15 protein-coding genes are annotated in these 18,218 nt (G+C 65.9%); 7 read left to right on the top strand and 8 right to left on the bottom strand.

What is annotated here, in order from left to right; genetic code table 11:
* The first annotated feature begins 53 nt into the window (after window positions 1–53).
* Entirely contained in the window at window positions 54–2,036 is a 1,983-nt protein-coding gene (locus R5H29_RS13445) for a S9 family peptidase (RefSeq protein WP_134730378.1), read from the top strand.
* Between the two features lie 57 nt (window positions 2,037–2,093).
* Here the strand turns inward: R5H29_RS13445 and R5H29_RS13440 are convergent, their stop codons facing one another.
* The 3 genes from R5H29_RS13440 to R5H29_RS13430 form a co-directional block, all read right to left on the bottom strand.
* Window positions 2,094–3,848, bottom strand: a complete 1,755-nt coding sequence (locus R5H29_RS13440; RefSeq protein WP_019659324.1) for a peptide MFS transporter — start codon at window positions 3,846–3,848, stop codon at window positions 2,094–2,096.
* Between the two features lie 79 nt (window positions 3,849–3,927).
* On the bottom strand, window positions 3,928–5,076 hold the full coding sequence (locus R5H29_RS13435) for a heparan-alpha-glucosaminide N-acetyltransferase domain-containing protein (protein WP_332329280.1): 1,149 nt from the start codon (window positions 5,074–5,076) through the stop codon (window positions 3,928–3,930).
* Window positions 5,077–5,132: 56 nt separating this feature from the next.
* Window positions 5,133–5,648: a hypothetical protein gene (locus R5H29_RS13430; RefSeq protein ID WP_021203104.1), complete on the bottom strand. Its 516-nt coding sequence runs from the start codon at window positions 5,646–5,648 to the stop codon at window positions 5,133–5,135.
* Between the two features lie 328 nt (window positions 5,649–5,976).
* Between R5H29_RS13430 and R5H29_RS13425 the strand changes: the two genes are divergently transcribed.
* The 3 genes from R5H29_RS13425 to R5H29_RS13415 all read left to right on the top strand — a co-directional run bounded on the left by R5H29_RS13425 (window position 5,977) and on the right by R5H29_RS13415 (window position 11,689).
* The gene (locus R5H29_RS13425) at window positions 5,977–7,941 is read left to right on the top strand and encodes an OPT family oligopeptide transporter (protein WP_021203105.1); all 1,965 of its coding nucleotides are present in this window, start codon (window positions 5,977–5,979) and stop codon (window positions 7,939–7,941) included.
* A gap of 288 nt (window positions 7,942–8,229) precedes the next feature.
* Entirely contained in the window at window positions 8,230–10,308 is a 2,079-nt protein-coding gene (locus R5H29_RS13420; RefSeq protein WP_019659321.1) for a S9 family peptidase, read from the top strand.
* Window positions 10,309–10,444: 136 nt separating this feature from the next.
* Window positions 10,445–11,689, top strand: a complete 1,245-nt coding sequence (locus tag R5H29_RS13415) for a DUF819 domain-containing protein (RefSeq protein WP_019659320.1) — start codon at window positions 10,445–10,447, stop codon at window positions 11,687–11,689.
* 120 nt (window positions 11,690–11,809) lie between these two features.
* Here R5H29_RS13415 and R5H29_RS13410 read toward each other — a convergent pair whose 3' ends face one another.
* Genes R5H29_RS13410 through R5H29_RS13390 form a run of 5 tightly spaced genes read right to left on the bottom strand, consistent with a single transcriptional unit; the run spans window position 11,810 to window position 14,836 of the window.
* The gene (locus tag R5H29_RS13410; RefSeq protein ID WP_288041194.1) at window positions 11,810–12,292 is read right to left on the bottom strand and encodes a hypothetical protein; all 483 of its coding nucleotides are present in this window, start codon (window positions 12,290–12,292) and stop codon (window positions 11,810–11,812) included.
* A 46-nt stretch (window positions 12,293–12,338) separates the two neighbouring features.
* Complete coding sequence (gene minE, locus R5H29_RS13405) at window positions 12,339–12,599, bottom strand: cell division topological specificity factor MinE (RefSeq protein WP_005408532.1); 261 nt, start codon at window positions 12,597–12,599, stop codon at window positions 12,339–12,341.
* Window positions 12,600–12,601: 2 nt separating this feature from the next.
* Complete coding sequence (minD, locus tag R5H29_RS13400) at window positions 12,602–13,411, bottom strand: septum site-determining protein MinD (RefSeq protein WP_019659318.1); 810 nt, start codon at window positions 13,409–13,411, stop codon at window positions 12,602–12,604.
* A gap of 37 nt (window positions 13,412–13,448) precedes the next feature.
* Window positions 13,449–14,294 carry a septum site-determining protein MinC gene (gene minC / locus R5H29_RS13395; RefSeq protein WP_019659317.1) on the bottom strand — a complete coding sequence of 282 codons (846 nt, stop codon included), beginning with the start codon at window positions 14,292–14,294 and terminating at the stop codon, window positions 13,449–13,451.
* Window positions 14,240–14,836, bottom strand: a complete 597-nt coding sequence (locus R5H29_RS13390) for a GNAT family N-acetyltransferase (RefSeq protein WP_019659316.1) — start codon at window positions 14,834–14,836, stop codon at window positions 14,240–14,242. The genes minC and R5H29_RS13390 overlap by 55 nt, the downstream gene beginning before the upstream one ends.
* Window positions 14,837–14,987: 151 nt before the next feature.
* On the opposite strand from R5H29_RS13390, the gene R5H29_RS13385 reads away from it, so the two are divergent.
* The 3 genes from R5H29_RS13385 (at window position 14,988) to R5H29_RS13375 (ending at window position 18,139) form a co-directional block, all read left to right on the top strand.
* A complete protein-coding gene (locus R5H29_RS13385) occupies window positions 14,988–16,190 on the top strand; it encodes a sensor histidine kinase (RefSeq protein WP_019659315.1) in 1,203 nt (400 codons plus the stop codon).
* Entirely contained in the window at window positions 16,190–16,831 is a 642-nt protein-coding gene (locus tag R5H29_RS13380) for a response regulator transcription factor (RefSeq protein ID WP_021203109.1), read from the top strand. The genes R5H29_RS13385 and R5H29_RS13380 overlap by 1 nt, the downstream gene beginning before the upstream one ends.
* Before the next feature lie 234 nt (window positions 16,832–17,065).
* Window positions 17,066–18,139 carry an SRPBCC family protein gene (locus R5H29_RS13375; protein ID WP_021203110.1) on the top strand — a complete coding sequence of 358 codons (1,074 nt, stop codon included), beginning with the start codon at window positions 17,066–17,068 and terminating at the stop codon, window positions 18,137–18,139.
* Window positions 18,140–18,218 lie beyond the last annotated feature (79 nt).

Here is an 18,218-nt window from a genome sequence, read left to right as displayed (position 1 = left end):
CGTGCCTAGAATCGTGCATCCGGACAGGGTGTCCGGTTTTCCATGGGGGAAGGATGCGCAGGATTGTGCTTGCTGTACTGCTGGGAGCGGTTGTGGGCGGAGCATCGGCGGCGACGCTGGACCTGGATCGCTATCTGCGGCAGGAGTCGTTTACCGACATCAAGATTTCACCGGGGGGCGAGTACATCGCCGCGACGGTTCCGCTGGAGGCCGGGACCGCATTGGCGATCTACCGCATTGCCGACATGAAGATGGTGGGCAGCTTCCGCCCGCCCCGCAACGATCACGCCCACACCTTCGACTGGGTCAGCAACGAGCGGCTTCTGGTCGGCATGGCACAGAAGTTCGGGGTGCTGGAGCGGCCGACGCCGACTGGCGAATTGTTCGGCATCAATGCCAATGGCAAGGGCGGCGAGCTGCTGGTGGGTTACCGGGTTGCCGACCAGAGCCTGGGTACCAACATCAAGGTCAAGCCGGCGGGCCTGGTGGCCGCGTACCTCAGTGATGAACTCAAGGACGACGACCGCAACGCACTGGTGACGGTAATCCCGCTGGTCGGCAGTTCGCATGCACAGGTCGAGCGCATGGACGTGATCACCGGTCGCCGCAATGCGGTGGCACGGGCTCCCATTCCCGATGCGGACTTCACGACCGATGAGCAGGGCGAGGTGCGGTTCGCGCGCGCTGTCGTTACCGACGGCACGCAGAAGCTCTATTACCGCACGGGCAGCAACAGCGACTGGATCCTGCTCAACGATGAATCCCTGAGCAAGCGCATCGAGCTGCCGCTCGGCTTTTCGGCCGATGGTCGCCTGGCGTACCTGCAGGTCGAGCAGGCAGACGGGCCTGACGCCATTGTGAGCTGGGATCCGCACAGCAATGAGCGACGCACCGTGCTGCGCGATGGGACGGCCGACCCTGCGCGCATCATCCGGCGCCCCGGCAGCCGCGTACCGGTCGGGGCGCTGTTCCTTGGCAGTGCACCGCGAACGGCATTCTTCGATGATGCCTCGGACGAAGCCCGCCTTTACCGCAGCCTCGAAGCGGGCCTGGGCGGAGCGGTCTACATCACCTCCAGCACGCGCGATGGCAGGACGGTGCTGGTGGAAACCTGGTCAGGCAGCAACCCAGGCGATTTCTATCTCTATGACACGGTGGCCAAGAGTGCTCGGCACCTGATCAGCCGCAGCGACTGGATCGACCCTGCGCTGGCCGCGCAGGTGCGTCCGATCAGCCTGAAGGCGCGTGACGGGCGTCCGCTGCATGGTTTCCTTACCGTCCCGCATGGCCACGAGGCCGGTGCGCTGCCGATGGTAGTGGTGCCACACGGAGGCCCGATCGGCGTTGCCGACGATGGCACCTACGACACCGAGGCACAGATGCTGGCGGCGGCAGGCTATGCGGTGTTGCAGGTGAATTTCCGCGGATCTTCCGGCTATGGCCGGGCCCACATGCAGGCTGCGCGCAAGCAATGGGGGCTGTCGATGCAGGATGACGTCACCGATGCCACGCGGTGGGCGATCGACCAGGGCGTGGCCGACAAGAACCGCATCTGCATCTACGGGGCCAGTTACGGTGCCTATGCGGCGATGATGGGGGCAGTGCGCGAACCAGGCCTCTACCAGTGCGCGGCCGGCTACGTCGGCATCTACGATCTGCCGTTGATGTACGCCCGCGGAGATATCCAGAGTGATGAGTCAGGCCTGGCCTACCTGCGCAACTGGCTGGGATCGCCCAAGGATCTGGCAGAGCGTTCCCCGGTGAATCTGGCTGCGCAGGTACGGGTGCCGGTATTCCTGGCCGCAGGTGGCCAGGACCAGCGTGCGCCGATCGTGCACAGCGAACGCATGGAAGCGGCATTGAAGAAGGCGGGTTCGCCGGTGGAAACCCTGTACGTCAGGAACGAAGGGCATGGCTTCTATTCGCCTGCCAACCAACGCACGTACTACAGCAGGTTGCTGGCCTTCCTCTCGCGCAGCCTGGGGGGACAGGTGGCCGCGCAGGCCGCGCCTGCGGAAAAGAGCAGCGCGCCCTGAGCACGCCGGGAGCGGCGGATGATCGATCCGCCGCCCCGGATTTCGCCTGCACCGGGCTTACTTGACCCCGTGCATCATCTTCTTCAGCAGCGGCGCGGCAATGAAGGCGGCCAGCGCACAGCCCAAACCGATCCACATCAGCAGCCAGAACAGGTGCGCATAGGCGCCGGCGGCGGCCACCATGTCCAGCGATTCGCCTTCCGGCACCTCGATCGCGGCCAGCTTGCCGAACAGCGCGGCCAGCGTCTCCGAGAAGGCGGTGGCGAGGAACCAGGTGCCCATCATCAGGCTCATCACCCGCGGCACGGCCAACTGGGTGACCGCCGACAGGCCGACCGGCGACAGGCACATCTCGCCACTGGCCAGCAGGAAGTAGGCCAGCACCAGCCACCACACACTGGCCATCTCGCCGGTAGCGCCGACCTGCTGTGCGGCCAGTGCCAGCGGCACGAACGACAGCGCGCCGATCACCAGACCCCAGGCCGATTTGACCGGCTTGCCCGGTTCCCAGCCGCGGCGGTCCATCCACGTCCACAGTGCGGCGAAGGCCGGTGCCAGCAGCACCAGGAACAGGCCACCCAGGTAGGTCAGCGAGCCTGCGGTCTGCGGGATCACCAGGCAGTCGCGCACCAGCAGCACCAGCATCAGCACGACGATGGCGGCGAAGAACGTGCGCGGCGCAGCCGAGCCCGGGCGCCGTTCCGACAGGCGCGCGCTGACCACGAAGCCGAGCGGTGCCAGCAGCAGCGAGAGAATCGACCACGGCAGCGGCGTGCCGCCGGTGATCACCAGCGAGGGCACGATGTCCTTGGTCAGCAGGCGGTCGGTGAAGGTCACCCACGAGCCGTAGGACTGCTCGTACATCGTGAAGAACACCAGCGCCATGAAGATCAGCACCATCAGCGCGATCATCTGCTGACGCTGCACCGGCGTGCATTTCGTGCCGGTGAACCAGGCGAACCAGACCAGCACGCCGCCCAGCACCACCAGCATCAGCATCAGCGCCAGGCTGATTTCACCGCCCAGCGCGAACGCGCCATTGCCGGCGGCCCACATCAGCCAGGCGACCGGCAGCACACCGAGCACCGCGCACAGGTAGATCAGCCATTCGCGCGGCAGGCCCAGCACCTTCTGTTTCAGCGCTGCCGGCTGCGGCGGTTCGGCGTGGCCCTGCAGGTATTTCTGGCCCCACAGGAACATTGCCAGGCCGGCCAGCATGCCGACGCCGGCCGCACCGAATCCATACTTCCAGCCGTAGGCCTCACCAAGGAAGCCGCACACCAGCGATGAGAACAGCGCACCGAGGTTGATGCCGGCGTAGAACAGCGAGAAGCCCGAATCGCGGCGCGGATCGTCCTTGGCGTACAGCTTGCCGACGATGGTGGAGATGTTCGGCTTGAGGAAGCCGACGCCCATGATGATCAGCGCCAGCGACAGGTAGGTCACCGCCAGTGCCGAGGTGTCGCGCACCACTTCGCCGTTCACCCGGTAGGCTGCATGGCCCTCGAAGGCCATGCCGAGGTGGCCGAGCACCAGCAGGATGCCGCCGAACAGCACCGCCCGGCGCATGCCCAGCCAGCGGTCGGCCAGCATGCCGCCGAACACCGGGATGCAGTACACCAGGCCGCCGTAGGCGCCGAGCAGGTCCAGGCCGGCCTTGTCGCCGAACAGGTGGTATTTGGTCAGGTACAGCAGCAGCAGCGCCTTCATGCCGTAGAAGGAGAAGCGCTCCCACATTTCAGTGAAGAAGCAGACGTAGACGCCCTTGGGGTGGCCCAGGAAATCGTCGGAAGCGATAGCGGTGGAATTCATCGCGGAATTATAGGCCTGTGGCCCGATCCGCTTTCAGTGGATCCACGCCATGCGTGGATTGCCGGACTGGTCTGGGCGATCACAGGTATCGCAACCACGGCAGATCGCGCCTTCGCGCTTTGAACCGCGCGAAGGCCCGCGTCGGCGGGTACAGCACCACCGCCAGCGCACAGGCCACCAGCAGCAGGCCGGTCACCGAATCCAGTGCGTACAGGTCACCGTGCGTCGGTCCCCAGATCGCCAGCGCGGCCAAGTACAGCCCCTTCAGCACATACAGGTGCAGCAGGTAGAAGAACATCGGCGCGGCGCCGATATCGGCCAGCGGGCGCAGCGCAAGCGCCAGGGGCGGCCATTCGTACAGGCGCAGCAACAGCAGGCCCACGCCCAGGGTCAGCAGCAGGAACTGCAATGACGGCGGGTACTTGGTGATGTTGAGGATGCTCAGCCAGGTGCGCAGCGTGGTGGTCTGGTACTGCCACGGTGCATCCCCGTACTGGTTGGCGAACCGCAGCAGTGCGAACAGGGCCAGCGCGCCGATGCCTGCCCACAGCAGCCAGCGCTGGCGCTGCTCTGGCGCGCGCTCGCGACCGAACCACGGCCCCATCAGGTAGCCCAGTGCGATCACCCCGATCCACGGCAGCAGCGGATAGGACGTGCGCAGGCGCAGCGCACCGGCCTCGATCCAGTCGCGCTGGTGCAGCACTTTCCACAGCACCGCCAGCAGGCCATTGCCTTGCACCCGTAAGCCGTCGAACAGGTTGTGCCCGGCCACCACCGCGATTGCCAGCACCAGCAGTGCCGGGCGTGGCAGCCAAAGCAGCCCGGCCAGCGCGATCATGCTCAGCCCGATGGCCCAGATCACCTGCAGGTACAGCGTGTCCGGCGGCAGCTGGAAGGTCCAGGCGAAGTTCACCAGGGTCAGTTCCAGCACGACCAGGAACAGCCCGCGCTTGAGCAGGAAGGCTGCGGTGGCCCGGCGCGGATCCGCCTGGCGCTGGCCGTACAGCCAGGCCGACAGGCCGGTCAACAGGACGAACACGGACGCACACAGGTGCGCCAGCAGACGGCAGGTGAACAGCGCAGGGGAGACCGTCGCCGCGTCCATCGGGTCGCTTACCTGGTGCTGCAGGAAGAAGGTCTCGCGCACGTGGTCGAGCAACATCAACAGCATCACGGTGCCGCGCAGCTGGTCGATGGAGGCAAGGCGGAGGGAGGGGGAAGAGGCCACGTGGGATGTTCGACCGGCGTGACAGGATATAACATAACGTTCTGCTGCGTAGCCCGTCAGGGTTGGCAGACAGCTGCGCTCCAACCCGTCCGCTTGTCGTACCTGATGGGGATCACCCGAGTCGATCCGTCAGGCGCAGCTTTCAGGCAGAACTTCGCCGTGTAGCCCCTGATTGGGCCATTGGTGGGAGCGTTGAGGTAGACCTCGTACAAGGTTGCAGGAATCAATGGCTGTGGAGAAGTGCGCAGCGTGGCCGAGGCTGGCAGATCGCCGTAGACGATGCACTGGCCCGGTGCCAAAGGCTCTACGGGAGTCAGGTCGTACATGAACGACCATGCCTTCACCGTGTCGTGGTGATACACGATCACCGCTTGCAGGATACGGGGCGATCGGACCCATTCCAGTGCCCGCGGCGGCAGGCCGAAACAAGGTATTCCTTCCCGATCCTCGATCACCGCGGTGCCGAACCCGCTGTAGGCGTTGACGTTGCCTATACCCAGCAGCAGGCACAGCATCGCGCCCGCTGCAACGAGGAGGGCACGCATCATCGTGATCAATGGTGCGTCTGCCATGCGGTCTCCTTGCCGACGTTGTGTTGGTGGCAGTGCACGGTGTTGGATTCCGGGAATCGACTCAAGCAGGTGCTGAATCGCAAACCCCCCCGCCTGGCGCGCATCGCCCGATGGGCCGGGGGCGTCGGGGGATTGGGGTCAAGGGCCCCCCCGCTCCGACGCACCGGTGCCCTGTGCACAACTTGGTCAAACACGACACATCTGAAGGGGCCAGGGGCCTGCTAGGGCGCAGCGCTGGGCGAGGGCTTGCCAGCCGGTACCAACCGCACTGGACTTGCCGCCCCCTGAACGCTAGCGTGGCAGGGATTTTTTGCCAGCAGGGGCTTCCATGAACCACGACGCTGCGCCCAAGCAGCTCACCTTCCGCGCAGTGGCCCTGGCCATCGTGCTGGCGGTGGTGCTGTCGGCCGCAAACGCCTACCTCGGCCTGTTCGCAGGCCTGACCATCGCCACCGCCATTCCCGCCGCGGTGATTTCCATGGGCGTGCTGCGCCTGCTGGGCGGTGGCTCCATCCTTGAAAACAACATCGTGCAGACCGGCGCTTCGGCCGGTTCGTCGATCGCCGCCGGCGTGATCTTCACCATCCCCGCGCTGGTGATCATGGGCTACTGGCCGGACTTCAAGTACTGGTGGGTGCTGGGCATCGCCGGCCTCGGCGGCCTGCTGGGCGTGCTGTTCTCGGTGCCGCTGCGCCGTTCGATGATCGTCGAAGATCCGCTGCCGTTCCCGGAAGGCAAGGCGGCGGCCGAAGTGCTCAAGGCCGGCGAGAACCCGGGCCCGGGCCTGAAGATCCTCGGCCTGTCGGCGGTGATCGGCGCCTTCGTCAAGCTGGCCGCGGAAAGCGGGATGCGCCTGATTCCAGATGCCTGGGCCACCTCGGCCTATGTCGGCAGCTCCAAGGTCACCGCCTTCATCGGTACCAACCTGTCACCGGCGTTGCTGGGCGTGGGCTACATCGTCGGCCTCAACGTCGGCATCGTGGTGGTGTCCGGTTCGATCCTGACCTGGCACATCGCCATCCCGATCTACCAGGCGTTCTTCATGAACACCGATCCGGCGCTGGCCGCGTCGGTTGCCGCGGCTTCGTCCACCGAGGCGGCGTTCGCCATCTGGGGCGCGAAGATGCGCTACCTGGGTGTCGGCGCGATGCTGATCGGTGGCATCTGGACCCTGATCTCGCTGCGCAAGTCGCTGCTCAACGGCGTCAAGAGCGGCTTTGCCGCCGCCCGCAAGAGCGGTGGCCCGGTGCTGGCGCATACCGAGCGCGACCTGCCGATGAAGTGGATGCTGGTTGCCCTGGTGGCGTTCGTGCTGCCGCTGCTGGCCCTGTACCAGGCCATCGTCGGCCAGTGGCACGTGTCGATCCCGATGACCCTCATCATGATCGTCGCCGGCTTCCTGTTCGTCTCGGTCTCCGCCTACCTGGCCGGCCTGATCGGTTCGTCCAACAACCCGGTCTCGGGCATCACCATCTCCACCATCCTGTTCGCGTCGGCCGTGCTGGTCGTGCTGCTGGGCGCTGACGGCCTCAAGCCGGTCGGTGCCGGCGGGGCGCCGCTGGGCGCGGTGGCCGCGATCATGATCGGTGCGGTGGTGTGCTGTGCCGCTGCGGTCGGTGGTGACAACCTGCAGGACCTCAAGGCCGGTTACATCGTCGGTGCCACCCCGTGGAAGCAGCAGCTGATGCTGGGCATCGGTGCGTTCTCGTGCGCGCTGATCATGGCCCCGGTACTGAACCTGCTGGCCACTGCCTACGGCATCGGCGTGAAGTCCGAGCTGCACCCGAACGCGCTGGCTGCGCCGCAGGCCAACCTGATGGCCTCGGTGGCCAAGGGCCTGTTCGGTGGTGAACTGCCGTGGACCTTCATCGGCATCGGTGCTGTGGTCGGCGCTGCCATCATCGCCTTCGACAGCTGGCTGAAGTCCCGCAACGCGCGCTTCCGCGTGCCGGTGCTGGCCGCCGCCATCGGCATCTACCTGCCGCTGGAACTGATGGTGCCGATCTTCCTCGGCGGCCTGATCGCCCATCTGGTCGAGCGCTTCCACAGGGTGCGCGCCGATGACGAAGAAGGCCGCGACCGCGTGCACAAGCCGGGCGTGCTGTTTGCCGCCGGCCTGATCACCGGTGAGGCACTGATGGGCATCGCCATCGCGATTCCGATCGTGGTCAGCAGCCGCGCCGATGTGCTGGCAGTGCCGTTCCACCTGCCGGGCGCACAGTGGATCGGCCTGGCCGTGCTGTTCCTGGTCGGCTGGCTGATCTACCGCACCGGCAAGTACGCCAAGGCGTAAGGGACGGGTAGTGCCGACCGCGGGCCCGCCAACCCGGGCACCCCGGATACCCCGGGGTGGCCGCCCCCGGGCGGCCGCAAGTACGGGAGGGGGCGCCCCCGGGGGCGGCCCCGCCCGCACCCCCTTCACCCCCGGGGTGCCCGCCCCGCGCCCGGCAGTACCGCAAACCCCGCTTCGGCGGGGTTTGCTGTTTATGGCGATTGCCCGCCTGCAGCCATGACCGATGGCCTTGGCAGCCCCGGCCATGCGGGCCTACCATCGGTTTTTTGCCGTCCTGCGGAGACCCCGATGAAACTGCGTCATGCCCTGCTGCCACTGAGCCTGCTGGCCGCCCTGCCCAGTGTTGCCGCTGCCCGTGGCCTGGAAGTCCGCGACATGGTGGCGATGGACCGCGTTTCCGCGCCGGTGCTGACCGCAGACGGTGGCACCGTGGTGTTCGCCAAGCGCAGCGTGGACGCCAACCTGAAGGCCTCCACCGCGCTGTTCGCGCGCAACCTGCGCACCCGCGACGCAGCGCCGCCGAAGCAGATCACCCCGGCCGGCTGGAACGTCAATTCCGCCTCGCTGTCGGCCGATGGCCAGACGGTGTATTTCCTGAGCGCCAAAAACGGCAGCCAGCAGCTGTACGCGCAGCCTATCAACGGCGGTACTCCGCGCCAGCTGACCGACTTCCCGGTCGACGTGGACAGCTACCACGTGTCGCCGCAGGACGACCGCGTGTTGTTCAGCGCCGGCGTGTTCCAGGCCTGCGCCTCGGACCTGGCCTGCACCGAGAAGAAGCTGAAGGAAAAGAAGGACGCCAAGGCCAGCGGCCAGGTATGGGATTCGCTGTTCGTGCGCCACTGGGACACCTGGAACGACGGCCGCCGCAACACCCTGTTCGTCGCTCCGCTGCCTGCGGCCAAGGCCGGTGCAGTCAAGGGCGCCTCGGCACTGAGCGCGACCATCGATGGTGATGCGCCGTCCAAGCCGTTCGGCGGCAATGATGACTTCGCGTGGTCGCCGGACGGCGCCAGCGTAGTGGCCAGCATCCGTGTGGCCGGCAAGCAGGAACCGTGGTCGACCAACTTCGATCTGTACCGCTTCGACGCCGCGGGCAAGCAGGCGCCGGTCAACCTGACCGCCTCCAACCCGGCCTGGGATGCCGGCCCGGTGTTCAGCGCCGACGGCAAGACGCTGTTCTATCGTGCGATGAAGCGCCCGGGCTTCGAGGCCGACCGCTTCGGCCTGATGGCGATGGACCTGGCCAGCGGCAAGACCCGCGAGATCGCGCCGCAGTGGGACCGTTCGGCGGGCGGCATCACCCTGTCCGCCGACGGCGCCAGCATCTACACCACCGCCGACGACCTCGGCGAGCATCCGCTGTTCCAGATCGACGTGGCCAGCGGCAAGGCCACCAAGCTGGTTGGCGACGGCAGCGTGACCTCGGTCGATGTGGCCGGCAACAGCGTGGCGATCACCCGCAACAGCCTGAAGAGCAACGACCAGGTGCTGGTCGGACTGCTGCCGGCCGCAGGCCAGCCGATCGGCGAACTGCGCGCGCTGACCCCGGCTGCTGGCGACGTACTCAAGGACGTGTCCTTCGGCGACTACGAACAGTTCGAGTTCAAGGGCTGGAACAACGACACCGTGCATGGCTACGTGGTCAAGCCGCACAACTATCAGGAAGGCAAGTCCTACCCGGTGGCGTTCCTGATCCATGGCGGCCCGCAGGGCAGCTTCGGCAATGGCTGGAGCTACCGCTGGAATCCGCAGACCTATGCGGGCCAGGGCTACGCGGTGGTGATGATCGACTTCCACGGCTCCACCGGCTACGGCCAGGCGTTCACCGATGCGATCAGCCAGCACTGGGGCGACCGCCCGCTGGAAGACCTGCAGAAGGGCTGGGATGCGGCGCTGAAGAAGTATTCCTTCCTCAACGGTGACAAGGCCTGTGCGCTGGGCGCCAGCTACGGCGGCTTCATGGTCAACTGGATCGCCGGCAACTGGAACAGCCCGTTCAAGTGCCTGGTCAACCACGACGGCGTGTTCGACCAGCGCATGATGGGCTACGCCACCGAAGAACTGTGGTTCACCGAGTGGGAGCAGGGCGGCACGCCGTACCAGAAGGCCGCGAACTACGAGAAGTTCAACCCGGTCAACCACGTGGCGGACTGGAAGAAGCCGATCCTGGTCATCCACGGCCAGCAGGACTTCCGCATCCCGGTCGAGCAGGGCCTGGCCGCGTTCACCGCCGCCCAGCGCCAGGGCATCGAATCGAAGTTCCTGTACTTCCCGGATGAAAACCACTGGGTGCTGAAGCCGAACAACAGCATCCTGTGGCATGACACCGTCAATGCCTGGCTGAAGCAGCACATCGGCAACTGATGGTTGCGGCGCCGCCCTCCGGGGCGGCGCTTCTGTTTCACCATCTGCTTTACCGGTGGGTGCCGACCGTTGGTCGGCACACCTTATCTGCCGCCAACAGCAGCCGGCCAGCGGCCGGCTCTACCAGAGCGCCTGCATGCCTTCGACTGCCCTGATCCAGAACGACATCGTCGTCTTCGGTTTGATCGCCGCCACGCTCGGCGCCGTTTTCTGGACCGCCTCGCGCGAGCAGGGCCTGTGGAAACGCTTCTACACCTTCGTGCCGGCGCTGCTGCTGTGCTACCTGATTCCCGGCATCTACAACACCGTCGGCCTGATCGACGGGCAGAACACCCGGCTCTACAACCCGATCGCACGCGACATCCTGCTGCCGGCGGCGCTGATCCTGCTGACCCTGGCGGTGGACATCAAGGGCATCCTGCGGCTGGGCCCGAAGCTGGTGCTGATGTACCTGGGGGCATCGGCCAGCATCATGCTCGGGGCGGTCGTGGCCTTCCTGCTGATGCGCGCCGTGCATCCGGAAACCGTGGCCGGTGACACCTGGGCCGGCATGGCTGCGTTGGCCGGCAGCTGGATCGGTGGTGGCGCCAACATGCTGGCGATGCGCGAAGTGTTCGACGTCAACGCGACCACCTTCGGCCAGTTCGCCGTGGTCGACGTGGGTGTCGGCTATGTGTGGATGGCGGCGCTGATCTTCCTCGCCGGTCGTGCGGCGAAAATCGATGCACGCAGTGGCGCCGATACCTCGGCCATCGATGAACTGAAGGAGCGCATCGCGCGCTTCCAGGCCGAGCATGAGCGCATTCCCAGCCTCACCGATCTGATGCTGATCGTGGCCGTGGCCTTCGGTGGCGTCGGACTGGCACACGCGATCGGTGCGCCCTTGGCGGCGTGGTTCAAGGCAAATGTCAGCTGGGCCGCGCAGTTCAGCCTGGACGCACCGTTCGTGTGGGTGGTGGTGCTGTCGACCACCCTGGGCCTGAGCCTGAGTTTCACCCGCGCACGCAACCTGGAAGGCGCGGGTGCCTCGCGTCTGGGTTCGTTGCTGCTGTACTTCCTGATCGCCTGCATCGGCATGCAGATGGATCTGCTGGCGTTGCTGGACCGCCCGTGGCTGTTCCTGCTCGGCCTGATCTGGATCGCCGTGCACATCGTGCTGCTGTGGTGCCTGGGCAAGCTGCTGAAGGTGCCGTTCTTCTATTTCGCCATCGGTTCGCAGTCGAACATCGGTGGCCCGGCCTCGGCGCCGGTGGTGGCCGCCGCGTTCCATCCGGCGCTGGCGCCGGTGGGCGTGCTGCTGGGCACGATGGGCTATGCCACCGGCACCTACCTGGCCTACATCGTCGGTATTACCCTGCGCGCGCTGGCCGGGCAGGGGTGATCCTGTAGAGCCGAGCCCATGCTCGGCTGCTTCTGGCTTTGCATTCGCGCTCGTGACAGCGAAGAGCAGCCGAGCATGGGCTTGGCTCTACAGTAGATCCACGCCATGCGTGGATGGCGGTTACGCCGCCTGCAGCAACCCGCGTTCGATCAACCACGCCTTCGCGTCTTCGGCGTCCTGTTCGAACCATGCCTGTGTAGACCCCAGCCGATACGTGTACCCCCAGGCGTCCATGTCGGCCATCAACCGCGCGCTGCCAACACCCGGCAGCTGCCCGGCCAGCACGATCTGCAGGTAGCAGGTGGCATCTTCCTCGGCCACCGAGTCGGTGGCGTCGGTATGCACCTGCGCACGCCGCTCCGGCGGCAGCACGATCAGGTGGCAGGCTTCGTGCAGCATCGAATGCACGGGCGTGTCGTCGCGCACGTACACGTTGCTGGCGATGATGCCGGCCTCTGGCTCGCCCCAGTAACTGCCGGGAATCGGTTCGCCGGGCGCCACGTGGTGCAGCCGCAGGCCATGCGCGGCGAGCAGGCGCTGCGCGTCGGCGAAGGCGATGTCGCCCACGCAGGTGATGCCCACGGTGGTTGTCGTATCGGTCATGCAGGTCACGCAGCCCCGCCCATGCAGGCACGGGCGGGGCGGGGGATCAGGGTTTGTCCGGGCCTTCAGGCAGCGCCACGGAGATGTCCAGCACGTCGTGCTGGCCATCCTTCACCAGGTCGACCTTCACCGCATCGACGTCGATGTTCACGTACTTCTTGATCACTTCCAGCAACTCGCGCTGCAGCAGGGGCAGGTAGTCCGGGCCACCGCGGTGGCTGCGTTCCTGCGCGATGATGATCTGCAGGCGGTTCTTTGCGGTTTCGGCGGTGGTCTTCTTCGCTTTGAGGAAATCGAACAGGCCCATGCTTACCCTCCGAACAGCTTGCTGAAGAAGCCCTTCTTCTCCACGGTGGTGAAGCGCATCGGCCGCTCCTCGCCAAGGATGCGCGCAACGGCGTCCTCATAGGCCTGGCCGGCTGCGGATTCGACATCCAGGATGACCGGCTCGCCCTTGTTGGAGGCATTGAGCACGTCACCCGACTCGGGGATCACGCCGATCGCCTTCAGCCCCAGCACTTCCTCGACGTCGGCAATGCTGAGCATCTCGCCGGTTTCCACGCGCAGCGGGGTATAGCGGGTCAGCAACAGGAACGCTGGCACGTTCTGCCCGGATTCGGCCTTGTGGGTCTTCGAATCCAGCAGCCCGATGATGCGGTCGGAGTCGCGCACGGAGGACACTTCCGGGTTCACCACCACCACGGCGCGGTCGGCGAAGTACATCGCCAGGAAGGCACCCTTTTCGATACCCGCCGGCGAGTCGCAGATGATGTAGTCGAAGCCGTCGGCGGCCAGGTCCTTCAGAACCTTGCCCACGCCTTCCTGGGTCAGTGCGTCCTTGTCGCGGGTCTGCGAGGCGGCCAGCACGTACAGGTTGTCGAAGCGCTTGTCCTTGATCAGGGCCTGTTTGAGGGTGGCTTCGCCGTGCACGACGTTGACGAAGTCGTACACCACGCGGCGTTCGCAGCCCATGATCAGGTCGAGGTTGCGCAGGCCGACGTCGAAGTCGATCACCGCCACCTTCTTGCCGCGCCTCGCCAGGCCACAGGCCAGGCTCGCGCTGGAAGTGGTCTTGCCCACGCCGCCCTTGCCGGAGGTGACTACGATGATTTCAGCCAAAGGACTTCTCCTGGTTCTGCATTAGTTTGGAGCTGCGTCAGTCCAGCGCAGCGATCTTGACCTGGTCCTGTTCCAGCCATACCTGCACGGCCTTGCCGCGCAGGTTGTCCGGGACATCGTCCAGTACCTTGTAGTGGCCTGCAATGGCCACCAGTTCCGCATGGAAATCACGGCAGAAGATGCGTGCCGCGGTGTTGCCCTGCGCCCCTGCCAGCGCGCGGCCGCGCAGGGTGCCGTAGATATGGATGCTGCCGTCGGCGATGACTTCGGCGCCGGCGCCGACGGTAGCCATCACGGTGAGGTCGCAGTTTTCAGCGTACAGCTGCTGGCCCGAGCGTACGTTGCCCAGCTGCATGCGGCCCGGCTGCGGTGCCGCAGCGCCGGCAACCCTGGCTGTCGGCGCGGCCGGCGCCGGCTTCGGTTCGGCGCGCGCTGCGCGGCGCGGTTCCGGAGCGGGCGGGGGCGGGGGCGGCTCGGCCTCGGCTCGCTCGTACTGGGCGCGGAACTTGGCCAGCAGCGGCAGTCCGAGCTGCTGCGAGAGCAGGTCGACCGCGCTGGTGCCATAGGCCAGTGCCACCGGCAGCACGCCGGCGCTGCGCAGGCCATCGACCAGCGCTTGCGCCGTGGCCACGTCCGGTACCTGGCTCAGGCCGCCGAAGTCGAGGATCACCGCGGCGCGGCCGAACAGCTTCGGCGCCCGGGTAACGCGTTCGCGCATTTCCTGCACGAGGCGTTCGACGTCAAGCGTACGGATGCGCAGGTTGGCGATGCCCACCTGGCCGATCTTCAGTTCACCGGCCTGTTCGTAATCGAAATTCACCGCCACGCTCAGGTCCCCGTCGGCCGCTGTGCCTGCGCCGGCAGCTGCCGGGCACGTGTCCATGCCACATCCGGCAGCTTGCCGCCGTAGGTCTCCTTCACCCACGGGTAGCTGCACAGTTCCTTGGCCAGCATGCTGGCGCGCACATCGACCTGCGGCATGGTGTTCTGGCCCAGCTCGCGGAAGCCGAAGCTGCCGTGGAAGAGCAGGGCGGCATCGGCGCCATGGTCGAGGAAGACCTCGCAGGTCATCTGCGGGTAGCGCAGCTCGGCGAAGCTCTGCGCATCGGCATAGAACGCGCGACCGACGCCACCACCACGGCGGCGGCTGGCAACCACGATGCGGTCGATATAGAAGAACGGGGCGTCCAGCTGCTGCTTGAACCAGGCAAAGTTGCTGCTGTCGTGCTGGCTGTCGCTGCCGAAGCCGATCAGGAAGCCGGCAAGGTTGCCGTCGCGCTCGGCAACGCGGAAATACTCAGCGGTTTCATAGAACAGGCGCAGGCGGGCCGCATCCAGGGGAAGGATGGCCAGGCCAGCGTTGTTGTTCAAAGCCAGGACGGAATCGAGCTCGTGCTCGCGCACGTCGCGGATGACAATCGACATTGTGACTCCGTGGGGTAACGCGGTTGGTCCGTCAGGGGACCCTGCGCACGATTATTGCATGCCCGGGGTGGGCTGCGGCATGAACAGGGGGGCGCGGATGCATGACTTCCGTGGGAGTGCGCGACGCAGGCCGGGCCCGTAGAGTGCTGGCATGTTGGGAGTCCTCAGCCATACCCGCGTTCTCCGTCTGGCCGGCCTGTTCACCTGGGTCATGGTCGGCCTTCCATTGGCGTATTCGCAGTTCGAGAACCTGCACAGCCGCAGCGATATGGGCGGCTGGGCGATCCTGCTGTTTGTCGCCTACCTGTCCTTCGGCGCGGCGTACTATTGGCTGACCCGCCTGCTGCGCAGCGACAGCGGCAGCCACACCAGCTGGCTGGACCGCGGCCTGCTGCTGCTGCTGACGGTCTCGGCGCTGGGCGTCAGTTTCCTCAGCGGCTCGGGCCTTGGCAGCATCCTGATGATGGTGGCTGCCGGCGTCATTCCGTGGATGCTTTCGGTACGCCTGTGCGTGCTGTGGCTGCTGGTCAGCCAGCTGGCGGTGGCGCCGGTCTATTACCTGCTGCTGCGCTTCCCGCTGTTCGAAGCGGTGATGCAGTCGTTGCTGTATGGCGGCTTTTCCATGTTCATCTTCGTGACCAGCCTTGTTGCGAGACAGCAGACCGAGGCCCGCGACGAACAGCGCAGGCTCAATTCAGAGCTGCGCGCCACCCGTGCCCTCCTCGCCGAGAGCGCCCGCGTCAACGAGCGCACCCGTATTTCGCGGGAGCTGCATGACCTTCTGGGGCATCAGCTGACCGCGCTGACCCTGAACCTGGAAGTGGCAGGCCACCTGGCCGAAGGCCAGGCGCTGGACCATGTGAAGCGCTCGCATGCCCTGGCCAAGCTGCTGCTGGGCAACGTGCGCGAGGTGGTCAGCCAGCTGCGCGAGACCGGTGCCATCGATCTGGCCGCGGCGCTGCGCCCGCTGACCGAGAACGTGCCCTCGCTGGACATCCAGCTGGACATCGAGGATCCACTGAACGTGGAGGACCCGCAGCGGGCCCACGTGCTGCTGCGGTGTACCCAGGAGATCATCACCAACGCGGTTCGCCATGCCGGTGCCCGCCACCTGTGGATCAAGGTGTACCGTGAAGCCCCCGACCAGGTGGTGGTGGAGGCCCGCGACGACGGCGTCGGCGCGGATACGGTCAATGTGGGCAATGGCTTGCGCGGCATGCGCGAGCGACTGCAACAATGTGGTGGCCAGCTGCAGGTCGAGACCCGGCCCGGTGAAGGCTTCCGGCTGCGGGCGACGGTACCGGCAACGGTGCTGGTGGCCGCCCTTACCAAGGTTCCTGAAGGAGTGCGTTGATGATTCGCGTCTGCCTGGTCGACGACCAAACCCTGGTGCGGCAGGGAATCCGCTCCCTGCTGGCGCTCGACGACGGCATCGAGGTGGTGGCCGAGGCCGGCGACGGCCGCCAGGCGGTGGAGCTGATACCGCAGGTGCGGCCGGACGTGGTGCTGATGGACATGCGCATGCCGGTGATGTCCGGGCTGGAGGCGCTGCAGGTCCTGTCGCGTCAGGACCTGCTGCCGCCGACCATCATCCTCACCACTTTCGACGATGACCAGCTGGTGCTGGCCGGGCTTAAGGCCGGCGCCAAGGGTTACCTGCTCAAGGACGTGACCCTGGCACAGCTGGTCGGTGCCATCCGCACCGTGGCCGACGGCGGTTCGCTGGTGCAGCCGGCCGTGACCCAGCGGCTGCTGTCCGGCCTGGAGCACATGCGCAACGAGTTTGTCAGCCTGGACCGTCCGGACCCGTTGACCGACCGCGAGACCGAGATCCTGCGCCTCATGGCCAGCGGCTTCTCCAACAAGGAGATTGCCAATTCGCTGGGGGTGGCCGAAGGCACCATCAAGAACCACGTGTCCAACATCCTTTCCAAGCTGGGCGTGCGCGACCGTACCCGCGCCGTATTGAAGGCGTTCGAGCTGCAGCTGGTGTGAAGAAATTCTTTTCAGGACAATGACTTGAGGTCCATTCATGGCCCTCCGGCGGGGTTGCCCCCTACTTCAGGGGCGTCGGTATGCGGTACCCTTCGATTTCTTTGTCCATACAAATACGCAGCCGGCACGGAAACCGGTGCGCCAATCCCGATAAACAATGCCCGCGAAGCCTGCTAGGATTGGCGCTTCGCTTCAATCAACCCGGCCGTGGGATCGGCCCCGGAGACTCTCTGAATGACCCGTATTATCGAGTTCCTGATCGCCTTGGGGATCGTGGCTGGCCTGTTCGTCATCATTGGCGTATGTCTGCCGGGCGAGCGTCACATCACCGAAAGCATCGAGACCAACCGCAAGATGACGATCGTGTACGACACGGTCAGCAGCCTGCGCCGCTTCAAGGACTGGAACCCGCTGGTACTGCGCGATCCCGCCGTTGAACTGAAGCTGTCCGGCCCGGCCTCCGGCGTCGGTGCCACCCTCGACTTCACCTCCAAGGACCTGGGCACCGGTTCCTGGAAGATCACCGAAGCCGAAGAGAACAAGCGTGTTGCGATCGCCATCGATGACGCCACCAAGGGTCACGACAAGATCACCACCTTCACCCTGGAGCCGACCGGCAAGGGTGGCCGTAACGTCAAGATCACCCAGGACTACTCGGTGAAGTACGGCTTCGACCTGTTCGGCCGTTATGCCGGCCTGTATGTCAGCCGCCAGATCGGCGACGACATCAAGATGGGCCTGTCGCGCATGGCCAACATGCTGGCCACCGTCCCGAACGTCGACTACCGCACGCCGGAAGCCCCGCTGACCGATCTGGGCATCGTCGATGTGCCGGCTGAGGACCTGCTGGTCGTCAACGCCGGTAACGTGGACCGCGGTCAGGACACGATCACCAAGTCCATCAAGGACAACCAGGAGTGGATCAAGCGCGTGATGGAGGCCAATGGCCTTGAAGCCGCCGGTCCGTTCCGCATCATCACCACCGACTTCGGCCAGGAGAAGTACGCCTTCGACATCGCCCAGCCGGTGAAGAAGAAGGGTGCTGAAGGTGCCACCGCTGAAGAGCTGACCGTCAAGATCGACGGCGGCGCGCCGGTCAAGTACGTGCATGTGGCTCCGCACCGTTCGGCGCATGCGGCCTACACCGGCCACATGGCGGGTCTTGACGTGGCCCGCAACGGCCTGCGTGCCTGGGCGGTGACCTCCGGCAACGAAGTGATCGACCGTCCGTACGAAACCTGGAAGGACGGCATCGACAAGTCGTTCACCCCGGAAGGTACCTACGACATCTACTGGGCCGTCAAGTAAGCTTCGGCTGACCCATGTAGTGCTGGACACGAAAACGCGCCGCTCATTGCGGCGCGTTTTTTTTCATCTGGCGCCCGGC

Origin of the sequence: Stenotrophomonas sp. A3_2 (assembly GCF_036624925.1) — a bacterium.
Lineage (GTDB): Bacteria > Pseudomonadota > Gammaproteobacteria > Xanthomonadales > Xanthomonadaceae > Stenotrophomonas > Stenotrophomonas hibiscicola.
Note: the sequence above shows the minus strand (reverse complement) of the source record. Positions and strands in the feature narration are given on the sequence as shown.

What these genes read in the sequence shown, in the direction of transcription:
- R5H29_RS13445 (WP_134730378.1), top strand. Translation starts at nt 54, where the DNA reads ATGCGCAGGATTGTGCTTGCTGTACTGCTGGGAGCGGTTGTGGGCGGA.
- R5H29_RS13440 (WP_019659324.1), bottom strand. Translation starts at nt 3,848, where the DNA reads ATGAATTCCACCGCTATCGCTTCCGACGATTTCCTGGGCCACCCCAAG.
- R5H29_RS13430 (WP_021203104.1), bottom strand. Translation starts at nt 5,648, where the DNA reads ATGGCAGACGCACCATTGATCACGATGATGCGTGCCCTCCTCGTTGCA.
- R5H29_RS13425 (WP_021203105.1), top strand. Translation starts at nt 5,977, where the DNA reads ATGAACCACGACGCTGCGCCCAAGCAGCTCACCTTCCGCGCAGTGGCC.
- R5H29_RS13420 (WP_019659321.1), top strand. Translation starts at nt 8,230, where the DNA reads ATGAAACTGCGTCATGCCCTGCTGCCACTGAGCCTGCTGGCCGCCCTG.
- R5H29_RS13415 (WP_019659320.1), top strand. Translation starts at nt 10,445, where the DNA reads ATGCCTTCGACTGCCCTGATCCAGAACGACATCGTCGTCTTCGGTTTG.
- R5H29_RS13410 (WP_288041194.1), bottom strand. Translation starts at nt 12,292, where the DNA reads ATGACCGATACGACAACCACCGTGGGCATCACCTGCGTGGGCGACATC.
- minE (WP_005408532.1), bottom strand. Translation starts at nt 12,599, where the DNA reads ATGGGCCTGTTCGATTTCCTCAAAGCGAAGAAGACCACCGCCGAAACC.
- minC (WP_019659317.1), bottom strand. Translation starts at nt 14,294, where the DNA reads ATGGACACGTGCCCGGCAGCTGCCGGCGCAGGCACAGCGGCCGACGGG.
- R5H29_RS13390 (WP_019659316.1), bottom strand. Translation starts at nt 14,836, where the DNA reads ATGTCGATTGTCATCCGCGACGTGCGCGAGCACGAGCTCGATTCCGTC.
- R5H29_RS13385 (WP_019659315.1), top strand. Translation starts at nt 14,988, where the DNA reads ATGTTGGGAGTCCTCAGCCATACCCGCGTTCTCCGTCTGGCCGGCCTG.
- R5H29_RS13380 (WP_021203109.1), top strand. Translation starts at nt 16,190, where the DNA reads ATGATTCGCGTCTGCCTGGTCGACGACCAAACCCTGGTGCGGCAGGGA.
- R5H29_RS13375 (WP_021203110.1), top strand. Translation starts at nt 17,066, where the DNA reads ATGACCCGTATTATCGAGTTCCTGATCGCCTTGGGGATCGTGGCTGGC.